This is a genomic window from Streptomyces sp. CB01201 (genome assembly GCF_002803085.1).
Lineage (GTDB): Bacteria > Actinomycetota > Actinomycetes > Streptomycetales > Streptomycetaceae > Streptomyces > Streptomyces hundungensis.
In genome coordinates this window covers 346,294-363,486 of record NZ_NNBJ01000008.1, presented here as the reverse complement: position 1 = coordinate 363,486, position 17,193 = coordinate 346,294, and the positions used below count along the sequence as shown (strand labels likewise).

Annotated in this window: 15 protein-coding genes; 4 read left to right on the top strand and 11 right to left on the bottom strand. The window is 71.3% G+C overall.

Going from position 1 to position 17,193, the window contains the following annotated elements:
• Positions 1-54: 54 nt before the first annotated feature.
• From CG740_RS19200 to CG740_RS19180, 5 genes are all read right to left on the bottom strand, one after another.
• The gene (locus CG740_RS19200) at positions 55-855 is read right to left on the bottom strand and encodes an SAM-dependent methyltransferase (protein WP_234376361.1); all 801 of its coding nucleotides are present in this window, start codon (positions 853-855) and stop codon (positions 55-57) included.
• A 148-nt stretch (positions 856-1,003) separates the two neighbouring features.
• A complete protein-coding gene (locus CG740_RS19195; protein ID WP_100576381.1) occupies positions 1,004-1,261 on the bottom strand; it encodes a hypothetical protein in 258 nt (85 codons plus the stop codon).
• Positions 1,262-1,650: 389 nt separating this feature from the next.
• Entirely contained in the window at positions 1,651-2,532 is an 882-nt protein-coding gene (locus tag CG740_RS19190; protein WP_100576380.1) for a geranyl diphosphate 2-C-methyltransferase, read from the bottom strand.
• Positions 2,533-2,549: 17 nt separating this feature from the next.
• Positions 2,550-3,902: a family 2 encapsulin nanocompartment cargo protein terpene cyclase gene (locus CG740_RS19185; RefSeq protein ID WP_100576379.1), complete on the bottom strand. Its 1,353-nt coding sequence runs from the start codon at positions 3,900-3,902 to the stop codon at positions 2,550-2,552.
• Between the two features lie 108 nt (positions 3,903-4,010).
• Positions 4,011-5,420, bottom strand: a complete 1,410-nt coding sequence (locus CG740_RS19180; RefSeq protein WP_100576378.1) for a family 2B encapsulin nanocompartment shell protein — start codon at positions 5,418-5,420, stop codon at positions 4,011-4,013.
• A gap of 828 nt (positions 5,421-6,248) precedes the next feature.
• Between CG740_RS19180 and CG740_RS19175 the strand changes: the two genes are divergently transcribed.
• From CG740_RS19175 to CG740_RS19165, 3 genes are all read left to right on the top strand, one after another.
• Complete coding sequence (locus tag CG740_RS19175) at positions 6,249-6,470, top strand: CbtB domain-containing protein (RefSeq protein WP_100576377.1); 222 nt, start codon at positions 6,249-6,251, stop codon at positions 6,468-6,470.
• A gap of 18 nt (positions 6,471-6,488) precedes the next feature.
• A complete protein-coding gene (locus tag CG740_RS19170; RefSeq protein WP_100576376.1) occupies positions 6,489-7,244 on the top strand; it encodes a CbtA family protein in 756 nt (251 codons plus the stop codon).
• A 375-nt stretch (positions 7,245-7,619) separates the two neighbouring features.
• Complete coding sequence (locus CG740_RS19165) at positions 7,620-8,768, top strand: hypothetical protein (protein ID WP_100576375.1); 1,149 nt, start codon at positions 7,620-7,622, stop codon at positions 8,766-8,768.
• A 30-nt stretch (positions 8,769-8,798) separates the two neighbouring features.
• Here the strand turns inward: CG740_RS19165 and CG740_RS19160 are convergent, their stop codons facing one another.
• From CG740_RS19160 to CG740_RS19145, 4 genes are all read right to left on the bottom strand, one after another.
• Positions 8,799-9,506 (bottom strand): M24 family metallopeptidase, encoded by a 708-nt coding sequence (locus tag CG740_RS19160; RefSeq protein WP_234376360.1) that lies wholly within the window; start codon positions 9,504-9,506, stop codon positions 8,799-8,801.
• A 38-nt stretch (positions 9,507-9,544) separates the two neighbouring features.
• A complete protein-coding gene (locus CG740_RS19155; protein WP_100576373.1) occupies positions 9,545-10,321 on the bottom strand; it encodes a class I SAM-dependent methyltransferase in 777 nt (258 codons plus the stop codon).
• A 91-nt stretch (positions 10,322-10,412) separates the two neighbouring features.
• Positions 10,413-11,084 carry a pyridoxine/pyridoxamine 5'-phosphate oxidase gene (locus CG740_RS19150; RefSeq protein WP_100576372.1) on the bottom strand — a complete coding sequence of 224 codons (672 nt, stop codon included), beginning with the start codon at positions 11,082-11,084 and terminating at the stop codon, positions 10,413-10,415.
• Between the two features lie 225 nt (positions 11,085-11,309).
• Positions 11,310-12,401 (bottom strand): class I SAM-dependent methyltransferase, encoded by a 1,092-nt coding sequence (locus CG740_RS19145; protein WP_199846503.1) that lies wholly within the window; start codon positions 12,399-12,401, stop codon positions 11,310-11,312.
• A 467-nt stretch (positions 12,402-12,868) separates the two neighbouring features.
• Between CG740_RS19145 and CG740_RS19140 the strand changes: the two genes are divergently transcribed.
• Positions 12,869-13,474 carry a molybdopterin-dependent oxidoreductase gene (locus CG740_RS19140; protein ID WP_100576371.1) on the top strand — a complete coding sequence of 202 codons (606 nt, stop codon included), beginning with the start codon at positions 12,869-12,871 and terminating at the stop codon, positions 13,472-13,474.
• Between the two features lie 28 nt (positions 13,475-13,502).
• On the opposite strand, the gene CG740_RS19135 is transcribed toward CG740_RS19140, so the two are convergent.
• Both CG740_RS19135 and CG740_RS19130 read right to left on the bottom strand, forming a co-directional pair.
• Positions 13,503-16,304, bottom strand: a complete 2,802-nt coding sequence (locus CG740_RS19135) for a molybdopterin-dependent oxidoreductase (protein WP_100576370.1) — start codon at positions 16,302-16,304, stop codon at positions 13,503-13,505.
• Entirely contained in the window at positions 16,301-17,134 is an 834-nt protein-coding gene (locus CG740_RS19130) for an FAD binding domain-containing protein (RefSeq protein WP_100576369.1), read from the bottom strand. The genes CG740_RS19135 and CG740_RS19130 overlap by 4 nt, the downstream gene beginning before the upstream one ends.
• Between the last annotated feature and the right edge of the window lie 59 nt (positions 17,135-17,193).

The following is a 17,193-nucleotide window of genomic DNA, read 5'->3' as shown; positions in this document are numbered from 1 at the left end:
TCATGTCGACGCACCACGAACGGAGCAACGAACCATCGACTTTACGGACACGGCCTAGGGCCGGACGACCTTCCCGACGCCGCCGTACTCGATCCACTCCTGGGTCGCCTGGCGCGGGAAGATGTCGGTGTCCGGGTACCAGGTGGAGACCTCCACCGGCTCCTCGGCCTTTTGCAGGGAGAGGCCGTCGAAATACCTCCGCACTTCGGCGGTGGAGCGCACCCGGCCCCAGGTGCCGCCGGTGGTCTCGCGCATGAACTCCGTTACCTCGTGCCGGAGTTGGGCGTTGTCGCTGGCGAGCTGGGAGACGACCAGATGGCTGCCGTCGGGCAGCCGGCCGGCGACGTCCCTGACCAGCTGCCAGGGGTCGTCGGCGTCCGGGACGCAGTGCAGGACGGACACGAAGAGCGCGGCGACGGGCTCCCCGTCCTCGGTCAGGCGCCGCACCTCGGGACGCCCGAAGTTGCCGTCGACATCGCGCATGTCGGCCTCGACGACGGCGGTGGTCTTGAGGTCCTCGGCGAGCATGAGCCGCCCGTGCGCGTGCACGAGCGGGTCGTTGTCGATGTAGACGACCTGGGCCCCGGGCTGGGACTCCTGCGCCACCTGATGGACGTTGGGCCGGGTGGGCAGTCCGGAGCCATGGTCGATGAACCGACGGATGCCGCACTCCTGGGCGAGGTAGCGCACCGACCGCACCAGGAACGCCCGGTTGATCAGGGCGAGTTCACGGGTGCTGGGAGCGATCTCCAGGAGCCTGCGGCAAGCCGCCCGATCCGACTCGTAGTTGTCCGTGCCGTCGATGAGGAAGTCGTACATGCGCGCCACGCTCGGCGTGCTCACGTCGATGGACATGGCTCTCTCCCCGTTCGGGCGCGGCCCCATCAACTGGGCTGCGGCTGAAGCCGGTTGGCAGAGCAGCCATGCTAGGCCCCAACTGGCCTCTCGTGGAGTGAAGTCGGGGCCGCACGCGGCACGACCGGGCGATTATCGGCCGGTGCGGCTACAGCCGGGTGACACGGAGGTAGATCACCACGGTCCGGTCCGCCCACGCCACCGGAGCGGCCATCATCAGCGCCTCCGGAGGCAGCCCCATCCACACCACCCCCGCCACCGTGGCGGTCACGAGCACCGAGGCCCAGCGGGCCGTGACGGCGAGGATGCCGACCACCGCGGTCTGGGCGATCACATGCAGCGGAAGGGCGGTGTCGGGGCGGTCCGGGAGCAGCAGGACGAGTTTGCGGTAGACGCGTTCGAGCACGACGTTCTCCTCTGGGCGTTCAGCGGTCTGGGTGTTCAGCGGTCGTTGCCGGCTCGAACGCAACCACCGGGCGGCCCGCGCTCGCCAGCATGGGAAAACCCTGAAAGGCGGACGGGAACTCCGCCGGTGCCCCCCGCCGCACCGCGCGCCACCTCCGCCGCACCGGGCCGTGCGCCCCGGCGCGCCACGAGGCGTGCGTACAAGAGGCGTCGGGGCCGTACCCCGACTCAACCCGAACGTATGAACATGGGAACGCCGTAACCAAGGGCGGCCGAAATTTCATGGACCGCCTCGGGCCGGGTGCCGTGAACCCGCCGTGAACGCCGAAGAGCGACGCCCCGGGCGGGGGCGTCGCTCTCCGTGCCGTCTCCGGCGCCGGTGCGAAGGGGTCAGACCCGGTCCGCCGCGATGAGGACGTACTGGAAGGAGCCGTCCCGGTAGGAGTTGATGAACGCCTCCTCGATGCCCGTCACCAGCGAGGACGTGGCCCGCAGTTCCCAGTACGGCAGGGTGTCCGGGGTGAGGTCGATGACGGCCTGCGGCACGAGCCGGTTGTCGGCCATCGCGCGCAGGTACTCGCGGCGCGAGTGGATGTTGCACTCGAAGTGCGCGTTGATCTGCGAGACCCACTTCGAGGGCTGGCCGTACCGGGGGTTCCAGCAGCCGGTGATGGTCACATAGCGGCCACCCACCTTCAGGATCCGGGAGTGCTCGGCGAACAGGTCGTGCAGATCGACGTACATGCTGGACTCGTTGTTCCACGAGCCGGCGGCCTGGCCGGTCTCGAAGGGCGTGGACAGCATGTTGCAGACCTGGGCGTGGACGTGGTCCTGGATGTCGAGTTCACGCGCCCGCCCGTTGGCGAAGTCGGCCTGCTTGGCCGACAGGGTGACACCTTCGACCTTGCACCCGAAGCGCTGGTGCGCCATCACCATCGAGCCGCCCCGGCCGCAGCCGGCGTCCACCAGGGTGTCCTCGCGCCCGATGTCGCCGAGGTGCCCCAGCAGGACCTCGGCCTGCGCCGACTCCAGCCGGTGCAGCTCGGTGATCAGCTTCTTCTCGCTCTCGCTGTCACCCGGGTCGCCGAGCGCGGAGTGGTCGACGTCGCCGATGCCGTAGTGATGGTGGTAGAGACCGTCGACATCGCCGAGACGCAGGTTCACGGGACGGGCCTCGCCGTCCCAGTAGCGCGCGATGTCACCCTGGTAGGGCGTCGCCGGGCCGGGGATGAAGAGGGAGGCGTCGGTGGCGGTGAGTTCGGTGCTGGTCACAGATGAGTCCATTCTTCCTACCAGAAGTCGGGCAGGCTGTAGCGATAGGTGTTCGTTTGGTGCCAGTGGTGGTTTCCGTCGACCCAGGCGGCCACGCCGCGCAGGAAGCGCTGCACATGCGGGAGCGGGCAGTCGGCGGCCAGGGACGCGGCCGCGCTCTCGAAGTCGCGCATGAGGTCGTTGTGGACCTCGACCGACTTCAGATAGGCCTCCCGGTCGGAGAGGTCCTCCCGCTCGGCGATCACGACGGGCAGGTTCAAGTGCCGCCCGGGTGAGTCGAGTTCCTTGGTGTAGGAGTAGAGGTCGTTGACGATGGTCGTCGCGTTTCCGGCGAGCGCGATGACCTTCTGCATGGCGGCCTGCGCGTGCAGATCCGCCGGCAGTTCGTAGCCACCGACGGTGTCGGTGATGGTGGGGCAGGGGCGGAAGTTGTTGAACTGACGCATCGCCAGGTACTCCCACACCTCCGGTACGTGGTCCTGCTGCGCCCAGGCCGCCTCCGCGAGGTATCCCAGGTGCAGCCGGGCCATGTCGTGCCGGTACCGGTCGGCCTGCGAGGCGCTGGCCGCCCGGACGAAGTACTCCATGGCGGAGCGGTACGCCCGCCGGGGCGCGTCCGAGTGCAACGACTCGGCCCACTGCGACTGGTACTCCCCGGTCGTGTACAGCGGGTCCAGGGCGGTGTGGGCCAGCAGCAGCCGTTCGCCGAGGCCGATGGGCGAGCCGCCGTGGTCCTCGCAGTAGCAGTCGTCCACGGCGTTCTCCGCCACCATCAGCCGGGTGGCGAGCATCAGGTGGTCGACCGACGGGGCGTCCGGGTGGCAGCCGACCATGTAGCGGCCCACGGAGAAGCCGTCGAACTCCTCCTCCCAGTCGTCCGGATACAGCGAAACCTCGTCCAGCGCCCAGGACTTGATCCTGCGGCTGACCTCCTCGACCCGCACCGGATCGGGTTCGGCCACCGGATGGAAGTACAGGCCCGGGATCGGAGTGCCCTCGACCGCCGGCGGCTCCGCCGGTACGGGCGGCTCCTCCCGCAGGGTCAGCCGCAGGCCCGACGTGCCGATTCCGCTCGGACCGCGCAGGAGCCGGTCCAGATCGCTGCTCGGCGGCGCCACCTCGGCGTCCGGCGTCTCGGCGGAAGGCACCGCGGGGGGAGCGGGGGAGGGCGGCGGCGGCCCGGCCGGTACCGCGATGCCGGGGGGCGCCGGAACGGGTGCGGCGGTCTGGGGCGGGACGCCTGGGGGCGCGCCCCTGGCGGCCTGGATGTCACGGGCACGGGCCGCCGCGTCGGCGAGCGTGTACGCCCCGAAGGCGGCGGCGGCCTCGGGCAGACTCGACTGGGGAGGGGTCAGATCGGGCGCGGGCAATCCAGGACTCCTTCGAGGGGTGGGCGGCTGTCCCCGGGCGGTTCGGGCGTGCGCGACCGGCCCCGGTGGGACGTGCGGGGTCGCGCGGTGTCGTACGGGCCGGGCCGGCTACCTGGGCCGGCGGGCGATCTGCACGTTCTCCAGGACGCCTACCGCGTCCGGTACGAGAATGGCGGCCGAGTAGTAGGTGCTGACGAGGTAGGACGTCATCGCCTTCTCGTCGAGACCCATGAAGCGCACCGAGAGCCCCGGTTCGACCTCGTCCGGCAGACCGGTCTGCCGCAGACCGATGACACCCTGGCTGTCCTCGCCGGTACGCATGATGAGGATCGAGCTGGTCTGCTCCTGGGTGACGGGGATCTTGTCGCAGGGCAGGATCGGCACCCCGCGCCAGGCCTGCACCGACTGCCCGTCGAGATCGACCTGGGCGGGTCGCAGACCGCAGGCGTTGAACTCGCGGCCGATCGCCGCGATCGTCCTCGGGTGGGCCAGATAGAACCTGGAGCCACGGCGGCGGCAGAGCAGCTCGTCCATGTCGTCCGGCGTCGGCGGGCCCGAGCGCGGCTGGACGCGCTGCTTGAAGTCGGCGTTGTGGAGCAGGCCGAACTCCCTGTTGTTGATGAGCTCGTGCTCCTGGCGCTCGCGCAACGCCTCGATGGTGAGCCGGAGTTGCTCCTCGGTCTGGTTCATCGGCCCGTTGTAGAGGTCACTGACCCTGGTGTGGACCCGTAGCACGGTCTGTGCGACCGAGAGCTCGTACTCGCGCGGCGCCGCCTCGTAGTCGACGAACGCGCCCGGCAGTTCCCGCTCGCCCTTGTGGCCCGCCGACATCGCGATCTCGGCCTCGCCCTTGTGGTTCTGGCGTCGGCGGGGGAGCGAGACGAACCTCTCCACATGCTCCCGCAGCGCCGGTGCCGAGGAACGCACTCCCGCGAAGTCGGCGCGGGAGAGCGTGAGCAGGGTGCCCGAGGTCTCGGCGGTCGCGGTGTGCTTCCAGTGAGCGCCCTCGTCGAGCAGGGCGTGCTCACCGAAGTGGTCGCCGTCGCCGAGTACATCGAAGGACAGCTCGTCGCCGTATCCGCCTACCGAGGTCTGGCCGATGCGGCCGTGGGCGATCAGATGCAGCCGGTCCGCCGGGGCACCCTCCGCCACCAGCGTCTCGCCGGCCGAGAAGTCCCGCTGGACGCAGCGATCGGCGAGGGCGGTGAGCACCTCCACGTCGTCGAAGCCGCGCAGCAGCGCCAGTTCACCCAGTTCGCGCGGGATCACCCGGACCGAGGCGCCGTCCTGGACGAACTCCACCCGCCCGTCGCCCACGGTGTGGGTCAGGCGCCGGTTGACCCGGTAGACCCCGCCCTTGGCCTCGACCCACGGCAGCATCCGCAGCAGCCAGCGGTCGCTGATCTCCTGCATCTGCGGGGCGGACTTGGCGGTGGTCGCGAGCTTGCGCGCGGCCGCCGTACCCAGGGACTGCCGTGGCGGCTCCAGCCGAGTGTCCGGGCGCGAATCAACAGTCATCGGGCGAGCTCTCCTTGGTCGGGTGCGGCAACGGGCGTAACGGGACGCACGGGGCAAGAGTGCAGGAAAGGGGTATACGAACGGATTCCGTCCGGAGTCAGAAGGACACTAACGGCCGGTTCGCCTCCCGGGCCAAGGGAAGCCGGGGACATTAACTCGATACGATGATCGCGCCTTCGCGATGTTTGCCCCCGTACCGTCGGGATTCGGTCAGGCTGAACGTTCCGTCCGGACCTGCCGCCGGCTCTCGTGCGGGGCGTGGGAGGCGGGTTGCGCGAGCCGCGCACCAGGCCGTTCACGCAGTTGGGAGAGGTGGGGCGGCCGCCCGGGCCGTACGTGTCCCGCCCCTTCTCTCGCCTTCTCGCGCGTTGTCTTCGCGCCGGGGCGGCACAAACGCGTCACGGCCCGTCTTCCGGTGCGGCCGGATTCGACGCAGGCGCCGGCGGGTTCGCCGTCACCCGACCCGAGGCGCCCGACGCGTCGGCGAGGGCCGCCGGGGACGGTGAGGCCGGTGTCCGCGCCTACGCGGCTCCTGCGACCGCTTGACCCGATCCGGGCCGCGATGGCCGAAATAGCCCTTTCCAGGGCCGAGTTCAGGACCGGCGGGAGAGGAAGATCACGCCAGGTGGCGCGGGCTTGGCCGCTTCCCGGCCGCGCGGTACCTTCAGTTCGATATCGACGACGCCAGAACGGAAGCCGGTGGAAATCCGGCACGGTCGCGCCACTGTGAACGAGTCGCCCCAGGAGAGGCGGATCGGAGTCAGACCCGTAGCCGTCGTCATGTGCACCACCGAGATGGGACGCGAACTCCCAGAGGAGGCCCCTGCCATGGCGCAGCATGTCGCCCAGCCGACTGCCACCACCCCCACCCTCCCCGCGAAGCTGCCACTGAGCGCCGTCGTCCCCTGGGCGGCCTTCTTCGGCATCCTGATGCTGGTCCTGCTGTACTTCGTCGGCGCGGAACAGGGCGCCACCTCCCTGGTCAGCGGCGCCGGCGTGCACGAGTGGGTCCACGACGCCCGCCACCTGCTCGGCTTCCCCTGCCACTGACAGGGACGCCGAACATCCATGAACTCCGCAACGGTAAGAAACCTCCTCGTGCGGGGCATGCTCGCGGGCCTCGGTGCCGGCCTGCTCGCCCTCGTCGTGGCGTACTTCCTCGGTGAGCCCGGCGTGGACAGCGCCATCGGCTTCGAGGAGGCGCACGCCCCGGCACACGAGCACGAGGTCGAACTGGTCTCCCGCTCCCTCCAGTCCACCGCAGGACTGGCCACCGGCGTCCTGGTCTACGGGATCGCCTTCGGCGGCATCGCCGCGCTCGCGTTCTGCTTCGCCCTCGGCCGCGTCGGACGCTTCTCCGCGCGCGCGACGGCACTGCTCCTGTCGGGGGCGGCGCTGCTCGCGGTGTACGTCGTACCGTTCCTGAAGTACCCGGCCAACCCGCCGTCGGTCGGCGACCCCGACACCATCGGCAAGCGGACCTCCTTGTACTTCCTGATGATGGTGCTCAGCGTGCTCCTCGCGATCGCCGCGACCATCCTGGGCAAGCGTCTCGCGCCGCGCCTGGGCACCTGGTACGCCACGGTCGTCGCACTGGCGGCCTTCGCGGTGGTGATCGGCCTCGCCTACGCGTTCCTGCCGGTCATCAACGAGGTGCCGGCCGATTTCCCGGCCACCCTGCTGTGGCGGTTCCGGCTCTCCGCACTGGCCATCCAGGCCACCCTGTGGGGCGGACTCGGCCTGATCTTCGGCGAGTTGGCCGAACGCCTGCTCAACCCGAAGCCGGCGGCCGTGCCGGCGGCGGGAGTACCGGCCGCGAACTGAATTCCCTCGGCACACCCGGCCGAGCCCTTGAGGGCGCCCGTGCGGCGTCCTTCAGGCGGGACCGGCACAGCGCTCCGGCGCAAGAGGGAGCAGGACATGCCCGGCGGGCCCCCGGATCGATCCGGGGGCCCGCCGGGTTTCCGGTTCCGCCGTTCCGCGGGCCCCCGCTCGGCCGAGGCATCCCCCGCCGCCGGGACCGGTCCCGATCTTCCGCGAACACCGGCAGATGCCGACTCGCCCGTCATGGGCGGACGGGAATGACCGGTATATGCGGACAGGTGGGAGCGGGCGCCACGGCCGGGGAGGCGGGGCCGCTTGCATCGAGAGAGCCACAGAGCATACTGGTCGGGCCCCGATCACTCACAGAACGACTCCATGGCCAAGAACAGCACCTCCCCGACCACCGTCCCCGACACCGCGTGGCTGGGGCGCGGGCGCCACCTCGGGCCCGAGCCCGAGCGGGACGTCCGGCGCAACCTGATCGCCCTCAAGGCGGCCGGGGTGCTGGACGACTTCCTGGACCTCGACCCCGTCGAGGCGGCGCGCCCCACCGTCCTGTACCCGCGGGACGAGTCCGCCGACCCCGGCCCGTCGGCCCGCCGCCTCTTCGAGGCCCGCTGGCGGGTGGCCGACGACGTCACCGTGCGCGCACAGCTGACCACGTACGAGCCCGACAGCCGCCGCAAGGGGGACGAGGGCGTCACCTGGGTCCTGGCCGCGGAGGCCGAGCGGGCGTGGGACGCGCACTGGCCGTCGCCCGCGACGATGTTCTGGCCGGACAGCGACCAGATCGACTGGGACCACGACACGGTGGCCAACCTGCGGCTGCGGACCACGAACCACCTGCCGAAGGACGACGACGAGCTGCGCCATCTGCTCCGGGAATGCACCCGGCAGAGCTGGTACATCCATGTCGTGGTGCACGAGGCGATGACGCCGGACGCACGGGGACAGCGGCCCATCTCCGCCTTCCTCCCGTCGAGCCTGCGCCACCGGGTGATCGAACACCGGGGCACACCGGAGCAGGCCCAGATCGCCGACCACGCGATGAAGCGCGAGCTGAGCGTGCGGATGCCGCGCGGTGGCGGCGTCGTGCTGCCCACGGTGCCCCCGGGCACGTGGTACGAAGCGGACCGCTTCACGGTGCGCAGCGTCTTCCTCGACGGTTCGGAACCGACCGAACTCCTCGACAGGATCCGGGAGTTCGCGGCCATGCCGCAGATCCTCACGGCGGACGCGGAGCAGGCGCTGACCCGTCTGCGCAGGGGCTGGCACCTGCTCGACCCGCACGAGGAGCTGGCCCACGCCCAGGCCATGGTCGCCCAGTACGCCGAGGCGCTGGACGCCATGACCCACCAGCGCGACCTCTACCGCGAGGCGGCGGAGGCGGCCCACGCCGCCCTCGCCGAGGCGCCCGGCGTGGACGCTCCCCGGCTCCCGGGCCCGCGGCCGGTCAAGACGGAGGCCTCGCCGCTGAGCGGGCTGACGAAGGCGTTCGGGCGGCTGCGGGGGCCGAACAAGTAGCGGACCCGACCCTCGGCGCGGGGCCGCCGCTCACGCCAGGTCGAGCAGCCCCGTGTACGAGCCGCCGAATCCCCGGTGCTCGTCGGCCAGGTGGATCTCCAGGGTCCAGTGGGCCTGCCGGCCCTCGTCGGTGGTCCGGCGCAGGGGCCGGTCGTTGTCCGGGCCGATCCACGCCTCGGGCCTGCTCCCGTCCGCGTGCTCGGGCGGGGGCATGGACGTGAGACGGCCCGCGTGCCGGGCGCTCAGTACCCAGCCCGCCTTGACGGCCAGCACCTCCGCCTCGGCGTACAACTGACGCCCGGTCATGGGGAGTTCGGCGTGGAAGGCGTCGCGGACGGCCGTGAAGATCTTCGGCAGGTCGTCCACGAGGCGGAGCCTTTCGGGTGCCCGGCCGGCAACTGCCGTACGGGCGAAGAGAGTTCCGTAGCCGGCGAACATCGGACCGAGGTCGGCGACCACCATGTCGTCCGGCTCGATGGCCCGGTCGTCGATGGACCCGGGGCTGCCGGACGGCATGCACCGCGGCCCCGAGCGCACCACCGGAAGCGGCCGGTGCGGCACGCGGGGATACAGCTCGCGCGCCAACTCCCCGATCCGGGAAGCCACTTCGCTGTCGAGCCACCCGGGGGCGATCAGCCCCCGGGCGGTCACCTCGGCGAACAGGTCCCGGGCGGCCCGCTGTCCTTCCACGAGCCCCAGGGCGCGCAACCGCTCGTCCATCCGGTCGGGTACTGCCATGGTGCCGGTCCTCTGCTTCCGCTGTCCTCGTACGGCGCTTACGGCATGGCCCGCACGATCACCAGCGAGCCCTCATGGTCCGGCCGGTGGCGCAGGTGGCCGAACTCCTCGTCCCACGCGCCGGAGGCCAGGTCGCGGCGCAGGGCGGTGTCGAAGCGTTCGCGCGCCAGGTCGTCGACGAAGCTCCAGGCGGAGCAGGCCTGGCGGGCGGCCGGATCGAGCAGCCTCTCCGGACGGCCGTAGTAGGCCTCGTTGAAGCCGTCGGTGCAGTCCAGCGGAATGGGCACGCTCTCGACGGTGCAGTCGCCGCCCAGCGCGGTGACCACGTCCTCGACGGCCGGGTAGCGCCGGGCCTCGGTGTCCAGGACCTCGGGCGCGTACCGGTACAGCCAGAAGTCCCGTACCAGGGCCGGGTCGCAGGTGAGGACGACCACGGGGCCGCGGGTCACCCGCCGCATCTCGCGCAGCCCGGCCCGCACGTCCGACCACTGGTGCACGCTGAACAGCGTCATCGCCCCGTCGAACTCCCCGTCGGTGAACGGCAGGTCCTCGGCGACGGCGTCGATGGCGCGCACCAGGCGGGCGGGCCGCTGGGCGCGCATCGACTCCGAGGGCTCGACCGCCGTCACGGCGTGCGCCGCGTTCTCGTAGGAGCCGGAGCCGGCGCCGACGTTGAGGACGGTCCGGGCGTCGCCGAGCGCCTCGGCGATGCGCCGGGCGATCCGCTCGTCGGGGCGGCGGTAGGAGGCGTATCCGGAGCCGATGGCGCCGTAGTCGACGTCTCCGGCGCTGCCGTCCTCGGTGCGTGTGGTCATGGATGTGCCTCGCTTCGTGAGCAGGAACCGTGGATGGGGTCCCGCGCGCCCATCGGTCGTGCCGGGCGGGAGCGGGGGACCGGCAGGGGTACTACGACCAGAGCCGGAAGCGTTCCCAGCCCTGCGGGGTCCGCTCGTACCGCAGCCGGGTGTGGATGCGGCTCCTGGCCGCCTGCCAGAACTCCACCTCCGTCGGGGCGAGGGTGTAGAGCGTCCAGGCGGAGTCGACCAGCGTCGGCTCGCTCTCGACCAGGGCGAGGGACTTCTCCAGGGCCTGGTCGCGTTCGGCGGCGTCCGCCAGGTACTGGCTCTGCCGGCCGAGCAGCGATTCGGCGCGGGCGGTCGTCGAGCGGCCCAGGAAGTCGGCCGCGCTGTCCTGCGCGGATCCGCCCGCCACGGCTCCGCGCAGCCGGACCTGCCGGCCGTGCTCGGGCCAGTAGAAGGTGAGCGCGGCCCGCGAATGGACCGCCAGCTGGCGCCCCTTGGGGCTGAATCCGTGCCCGGCGAACTGCCAGCCGGAGGCGTCGACCCCCTTGAGGATCAGGACGCGTGCGTCCGGATCGCCCGACTCGTCGACCGTGGACAGGGTCATCGCGTGCGGATCACGCAGACCGTCCCGCACGGCCTGCGAGAGCCAGGACAGGAACAGGGTCGTAGGATCGGCCGGTACCTGCTGGGGGTCGAACTCGGGAAGCGGCTCCGCGAACACCTCGATGTCCCGCAGCCACGCGCGCACGGCAGCGCCATGATCCGGGTCGTCCATCTGTTGCCTCCTCCGTGACGCACCGTCTGGGTCCATCCTGCATCTGCGGCCGAAATTCGACAATTATCTGGCAGATGCTTGGTTGATGGCCCAACGGTGGTGGTATTCGCGCGGCGGTATTTGGAGGTAGGGACAAGAGGTGGGGCAGGAGGTCGGGGACGAGCGGACGGGTGCGGCTTCGTGGCTTGTTCTCCCCGTCGGTCCTGCCGTGTTCTGTCCCTTCGGTCAGTCGGCCAGTCCCGCCCGGGCCAGGAAGTGTCCCGAGGCGTCCTCGTACTCGTCCAGGCGCCAGCCCGTCGCGGCCAGGGCGGGGCGCAGATTGTGCTCGGCGAGCAGGTCGGCGGGGTCCAGCGGACGCCCGTGCCGGGCCGCGCGCTCGGCGCGCCCGGAGGGGTGGAACAGCAGGAGCACGCAGTCGCGAGCGGCGACGCGGGCCCATTCGGTGAGCGCGGTGCGGGGATCGGGCAGGTGGTCCAGGAGCCCCGCCGAGAAGATGCCCTGCACGGAACCGCGCGGCACGGGCAGCCGGGTGCAGTCGGCCGCCAGCAGGTGACCGTGCTCGGTGCGGCCGTGCCGGGCGGCGGCGGAGAGCATGGCCGGTGTCACGTCGACACCGACGACCCGGCCGTGCGGCCCGACCAGCTCCCGCAGCGCGGGCATCGCACGCCCGGTGCCGCACCCGAGGTCCATGGCCGTGGTGCCGGGCCGCAGTCGCATGCGGGTGACGGCGGCAGCGTAGGCGGGGGCCTGGTAGGCGAAGCGCTCCTCCCAGGCGTCGGCCCGCTGGGTGAAGAAGGTCCTGGTGGTGGTGTGTTCGGCCCGGGAGGCCGCCAACTCGGCGAAACGGAACAGGAGTTGCTCGATCTTCTGGTCGTAGCCGGCGTCCTGCCGGCGTCCCGCCTCCCCGGTGGACCGCACGCCCCACGCGCTGCCGCCGACGCGGAACGCCGTGGGCGGCGGCTCGTCCCCGGTGAAGAGCGGGTCGGTGACGGCCGCCGGAGTCGGCTCCGGGCATCCGTCGAGCGTCTCCGTCGCGGTGGGCCGCGCTACGGAGCCGGCCAGCAGCTCGGCGCCGCCGTCCAGGGCCAGGACCGGCACCTGCGCGGCCAGTGCCGCCCGCACCAGGGCCGCCGTGCCGGTGTCGGCCGGGCCGGGGGCGTCCAGCAGGATCAGGCCCTCCACGTCACCGAGGGCGAGCGGCGCAGTCGCGCCTTCCCCCAGCGGCACGCGCCGCACGCCGAGGCCTGCCGCGCCGAGCGCCCCGCTCACCGCCGCGGGGGTCTCGGCGGACGCCTGCTGCATGACGACCACGGCCATCGCGCACTCCTCACCTACGAGCCCATCCGGCCATACCGGTTGGCATCTACGCAAGGATGCGCCCACTCGATGCGCATATGCCAGCCCATCTCTGGTGCTGAGATGTCGTGTCCCGCCGGGGTTCGGGGCTGGAGAAACCCTGCGGATGCCGGTGGATTCCCTACGGATGCCGGGGAATCCGAACGGGGAATCCTTAGGAGGCCCCGCGCCGAACCGCGAACGGCGTGGGGCCTCCTGCCGGGTGTCCCGCGGCGGCGAGAGCCACTCGACCGCCCCGTCCCGGTGCCTCAAGTGAAGCAAGGGGCGCAGGGGGCGGGCTACTGGAGCAGGACACAGAAACAGGCCTGTGTGGCCGGTAGGGGTACGGTCAATCATCCAAGAGGAGATCATGACGTACGGGGTAGCATTTGCGAGGCGGAAAGGTGTTCTGATCTTGCTGTTGCCGGTGTGGAGTAAGGGTGAGACGCGTGACGGGCAGTGAATCCGCCCCTCCGGGGCAGGGGTCCGTTCCGCCGGGGCAGCGGGTGGTGAAGGGGTGGCCGGTTTCGCACTACGGGCCGGTGCCCCGGTTCCGTGCCGAGCGCTGGAACCTCCAGGTCTTCGGGTCCACCGCGACGGGGGAGAAGTACACCTGGAGCTTCGACGAGGTCATGGCGCTGCGCGCGGCCACGATCACCACGGACCTGCACTGCGCTTCGGGCACCACGACGCTGGGCCACGAGTTCTACGGCGTACCCGCGTCCGTCCTGCTTGAGCTCGCTCCGCCGGACCCGCGGGTCACCCACGTCATGGCCTGGGCCGAGTACGGATACAACGCCAATCTGCGGCTCGCCGACTTCGCCTCGGAGCGGACCCTGATGGCCACCCACCACAACGGCGAGCCCCTCACCGTCGAGCACGGCTTCCCGCTGCGTCTCGTCGTACCCCATCTGTACGGCTACAAGGGGCCGAAGTGGCTGCGGGCCATCGAGTACATGACCCAGGACCGGCGCGGATTCTGGGAGGAGCGGGGCTACCACAATCTGGCGGACCCCTGGACGGAACAGCGCCACTCGTACCAGGAGGACGAGTAGCGCTGCCGCCGCGGTCCGCCGGTGATGATCAGGCGCCGGCCGGCGCCCCTCCGGAGACCGCCCGCCGCCGCTGGTCCATGGCGAGCCAGACCCGGTCCCGGGTCACCGGCATCTCGGTGAACCGGATGCCGGTGGCGTCGCGCAACGCGTTGGCGAAGGCGGGGCCCACCGGGTTGAACGGGCTCTCGCTCATCGACTTGGCGCCGAGCGGTCCGATGGCGTCGGTGGTCTCCATGAAGTGGACCTCGGTGCGCGGCACGTCCGCGTACTGCGGCAGCCGGTAGCGGCGGAACGCGGCGGTGGTGACCTCCCCCCGGTCGTCGACGCGGACGTTCTCGAAGAGCGTCGCGCCGAGCGCCTGGGCCACCCCGCCCTCGACCTGGCCCCGGCACTGCATGGGGTTCATGACCTTGCCGGCGTCGGCGGCGTGGACGCTGCGCAGGATGCGGATCTCGCCGGAGCCGGGGTCCACGGCGAGCCGGAACCACTGGGCGTTGAAGGCGACCGAGCGGGGCGAGCCGCCCCAGTGGCCGTCGGCGGCGATCTCCTCCTCGGCGCCCGCCGCGACGGCCGCCTCGTGCAGCTCCTTGAGCGTCACCACCCGGCCCGCGCAGTCGACGGCCTCCGCGCCGAGCACGCACAGGTGCCGGGCCACCCCGGTGTGCCGGGCCGCGAAGGTCCGCAGCCGTTCGGCCAGCGAACCCGCGGCCAGCAGCACGGCCTTGCCGGCCACCACCGTGCCCGCCGAGCCGAAGGCCCCGGTGTCGTGGCGGACCACGTCCGTGTCGGACTGCCGGATGGTGAGCCGGTCCTCGGTGGTGTTGAGGGCGCCCGCGGTGATCTGCTTGTGGACGGTGGTGGTGCCGTTGCCGAACTCGGCCGTGCCGACCGCGATGTCGTACGTTCCGTCGGAGAGCAGCGAGACCCGGGCGTCGGCGTAGTGCCCGCCGGGCGGACCGGTCGCGATCATCGCCATCGCCGTGCCCTGCCCGACCAGCCAGCCCTCGGGTGCCCCGGCTGAACTCTCGTCCTCGGCAAGCGTGTTGCGCACGACGTCCAGGCACTGGTCGAGGCCGTACGAGGCGATGTGCAGGTCCTCCTCCTCGCCGATCGGGCTGTGCATCGGCTCGCCCGGACCGATGATGTTCTTCTCCCGGAAGACCAGCGGATCGATGCCGAGCCGGCGGGCCAGCTCGTCCATCACCGACTCGACGGCGAAGGTGACCTGGCCGAGGCCGTAGCCCCGGAAGGCGCCCGCCGGAACCACGTTGGTGTAGACGGAGAACGCGTCCACCTTCTTGTGCGGGGCGCGGTAGACGGCGAACGACTCACCCACGCTGTGGAACATCACGGCCGGGCCGTGGTTGCCGTACGCCCCGGTGTTGGAGACGACGCGCATCTGGATGGCGGTCAGGATGCCGTCGGCGCGGGCGCCGACTTTGATGCCGATGGTGAAGGGGTGGCGGGTGGTCGCCCCGTAGAACTGCTCGGCGCGGGTGTACTCCAGTTTCACCGGGCGGCGCAACTTCAGCGCGGCCAGCGTCACGATGTCCTCGGTCAGCATCTCCTGCTTGCCGCCGAAGCCGCCGCCCACCCGTCCCGCCACGACCCGGACCTCGTCCTCGGGCAGCCCGTACAGGGCGCACAGGGCGCGCCGTGTCAGGAACGGGGTCTGGGTGGAGGAGCGGACGGTGAGGCGCTCGCCGGTGCCGTCCTCCTTCGGCTCGAAGTAGGCGACACAGCCGTGGGTCTCCAGGCTGGCGTGCTGGACGCGCTGGGTGCGGAAGGTCTCCTCGTAGATCACGTCGGCCTCGGCGAAGCCGTCCGCGACACAGCCGATCTCGCCGTGCACCTCGCCCGCCACGTTGTTCTCCACGCGGGCGATCCGCACCTCGGGCCCCTTGCCCTCATGGATCACCGGGGCGCCCGGGGCCATCGCCTCCTCCGGGTCGATGACGTACGGGAGTTGCTCGTAGACCACCTCCACCCGGCGACACCCCTCCTCGGCGGCCTGCTCGCTGTCGGCGACGACGGCGGCGACGCGCTGGCCGACGTAGCGGACGGTGTCGTCGAGGACGCGGGTGTCGTCGGGGTCCTCGGTGGGATGTTCGTGGCGGGCCGAGGAGTAGAGGGTGTCGGGCGCGTCGTGGTGGGTGAGCACCGCGTGCACACCGGGCACGCGCAGCGCCTCGGTGGTGTCGATGGAGACGATGCGTGCGTGCGGGTGCGGGGAGCGCAGCAGCTTGAGATGCAGCAGGCCCGGCACCTCGACATCGAAGGTGTAGCGCGCGGTGCCGGTCACCACCTGCGGGCCCGCGGGCGCGCCGAGGCTCTTGCCGACCGCCTTGCCCGCACAGGGGCGTTCGGTGTGCCGCACACCGCGCACCGCGTCCTCGATGGCGCGGTAGCCGGTGCAGCGGCAGATGTTCCCCTTGAACGCGCGGGGCAGGTCCGCCAGTTTGCCGTCGTCGTGCCCGGTGCCCTGCTCGGCTTCGAGGGCGGCCGTCGTCATGAGGAATCCGGCGGTGCAGAAGCCGCACTGGAAGCCCTGCGCATCGAGGAACTTCTGCTGCACCGGGTGGAGTTCACCCTCCGGCGAGGCGAGCCCCTCGACCGTGGTGACGCTGCGGCCCTCGGCCCGTACCGCCGGGTACAGACAGCTGTGGACCGGTTCGCCGTCCACATGCACGGTGCAGGCTCCGCAGTCGCCCTGGTCGCACCCCTTCTTCACGCCGAACCAGCCGCGCTCGCGCAGATAGGTGCGCAGACACTGGCCGGGTCGCGGCTCGGCTCCGAAGCGCTGGTTGTTGACCTCGATGTCGAAGCTCATCGCACACCGTCCCTGGAGAGCTGAGTCAGTTCGTGGCGCACTTCCTCGGCGAGGCGCAGCCCCATGTGGTGCCGCCACTCGGGCAGTCCGTGGATGTCGTCGTACCAGTCCTCCTCGCGGACGGTCGCCTCGATCACCCGCCGCAGTTCGGCCCTGTCCGGGGGCAACGGGAACCAGAACCGGAACGGCCGTACGGTCGCCGCGCTGATCGTCACCGCCATCGACCCGTCGACCGGGTCGAGCGTGCCGATGACCAGGGCGCCCGAGCGGCCGAGCCCGTACAGGGATGCCTGCCGGTAGGCGGTACGGCAGTCGAGGGCGCGGGCGGGCAGCGTGACCGAGCGGAACAGCTCGCCCTCCTGGAGGACCTTGCGGCCCGCGCCGGTGATGAAGTCGACGACCTTCACGCTGCGCGTCGCGCCGGTCTGCGACTGGAGCAGGCATGAGCCGTCGAGTCCTGCGGTCAGCGAGATCATGGGCCCGGCCGGCAGCCCGTTGCACAGGTTCCCGCCGACGGTCGCCATGTTCCAGATCTTGAACGAGGCGAGGAACGCCCGGCAGCACTGCGAGAACAGGGGAGCGGCCTCGGCGGAGAACGTCCGCCCGAACCGGTACAGCTGCGCGATGGTGCAGGTCGCCGCGATCTCCAGGGATCCGTCCGGATCGAGGGTCAGCGGCTCCCAGCCCATCCGGCTCAGATCCACCAGGCGCCGCAGATGTGGCTGCGGCTCGGAGAACAGATAGGTACCCCCGCCCAGCCATGCGTCCCCCGGCTGCCAGGGCTCGCGAAGCCGTGCGTCCCGCACGTCCGCCACCGTGTTCAGATCCATGTCTCCCCAACGCCCTTCGGCCGTGCCATCCAGGCCAGTGAAGCCCGGGGGAAGGCCGA

What these genes read in the sequence shown, in the direction of transcription:
- CG740_RS19160 (WP_234376360.1), bottom strand. Translation starts at nt 9,506, where the DNA reads ATGGCAGTACCCGACCGGATGGACGAGCGGTTGCGCGCCCTGGGGCTC.
- CG740_RS19145 (WP_199846503.1), bottom strand. Translation starts at nt 12,401, where the DNA reads ATGGCCGTGGTCGTCATGCAGCAGGCGTCCGCCGAGACCCCCGCGGCG.
- CG740_RS19135 (WP_100576370.1), bottom strand. Translation starts at nt 16,304, where the DNA reads ATGAGCTTCGACATCGAGGTCAACAACCAGCGCTTCGGAGCCGAGCCG.
- CG740_RS19175 (WP_100576377.1), top strand. Translation starts at nt 6,249, where the DNA reads ATGGCGCAGCATGTCGCCCAGCCGACTGCCACCACCCCCACCCTCCCC.
- CG740_RS19180 (WP_100576378.1), bottom strand. Translation starts at nt 5,420, where the DNA reads ATGACTGTTGATTCGCGCCCGGACACTCGGCTGGAGCCGCCACGGCAG.
- CG740_RS19170 (WP_100576376.1), top strand. Translation starts at nt 6,489, where the DNA reads ATGAACTCCGCAACGGTAAGAAACCTCCTCGTGCGGGGCATGCTCGCG.
- CG740_RS19200 (WP_234376361.1), bottom strand. Translation starts at nt 855, where the DNA reads ATGTCCATCGACGTGAGCACGCCGAGCGTGGCGCGCATGTACGACTTC.
- CG740_RS19155 (WP_100576373.1), bottom strand. Translation starts at nt 10,321, where the DNA reads ATGACCACACGCACCGAGGACGGCAGCGCCGGAGACGTCGACTACGGC.
- CG740_RS19130 (WP_100576369.1), bottom strand. Translation starts at nt 17,134, where the DNA reads ATGGATCTGAACACGGTGGCGGACGTGCGGGACGCACGGCTTCGCGAG.
- CG740_RS19150 (WP_100576372.1), bottom strand. Translation starts at nt 11,084, where the DNA reads ATGGACGACCCGGATCATGGCGCTGCCGTGCGCGCGTGGCTGCGGGAC.
- CG740_RS19165 (WP_100576375.1), top strand. Translation starts at nt 7,620, where the DNA reads ATGGCCAAGAACAGCACCTCCCCGACCACCGTCCCCGACACCGCGTGG.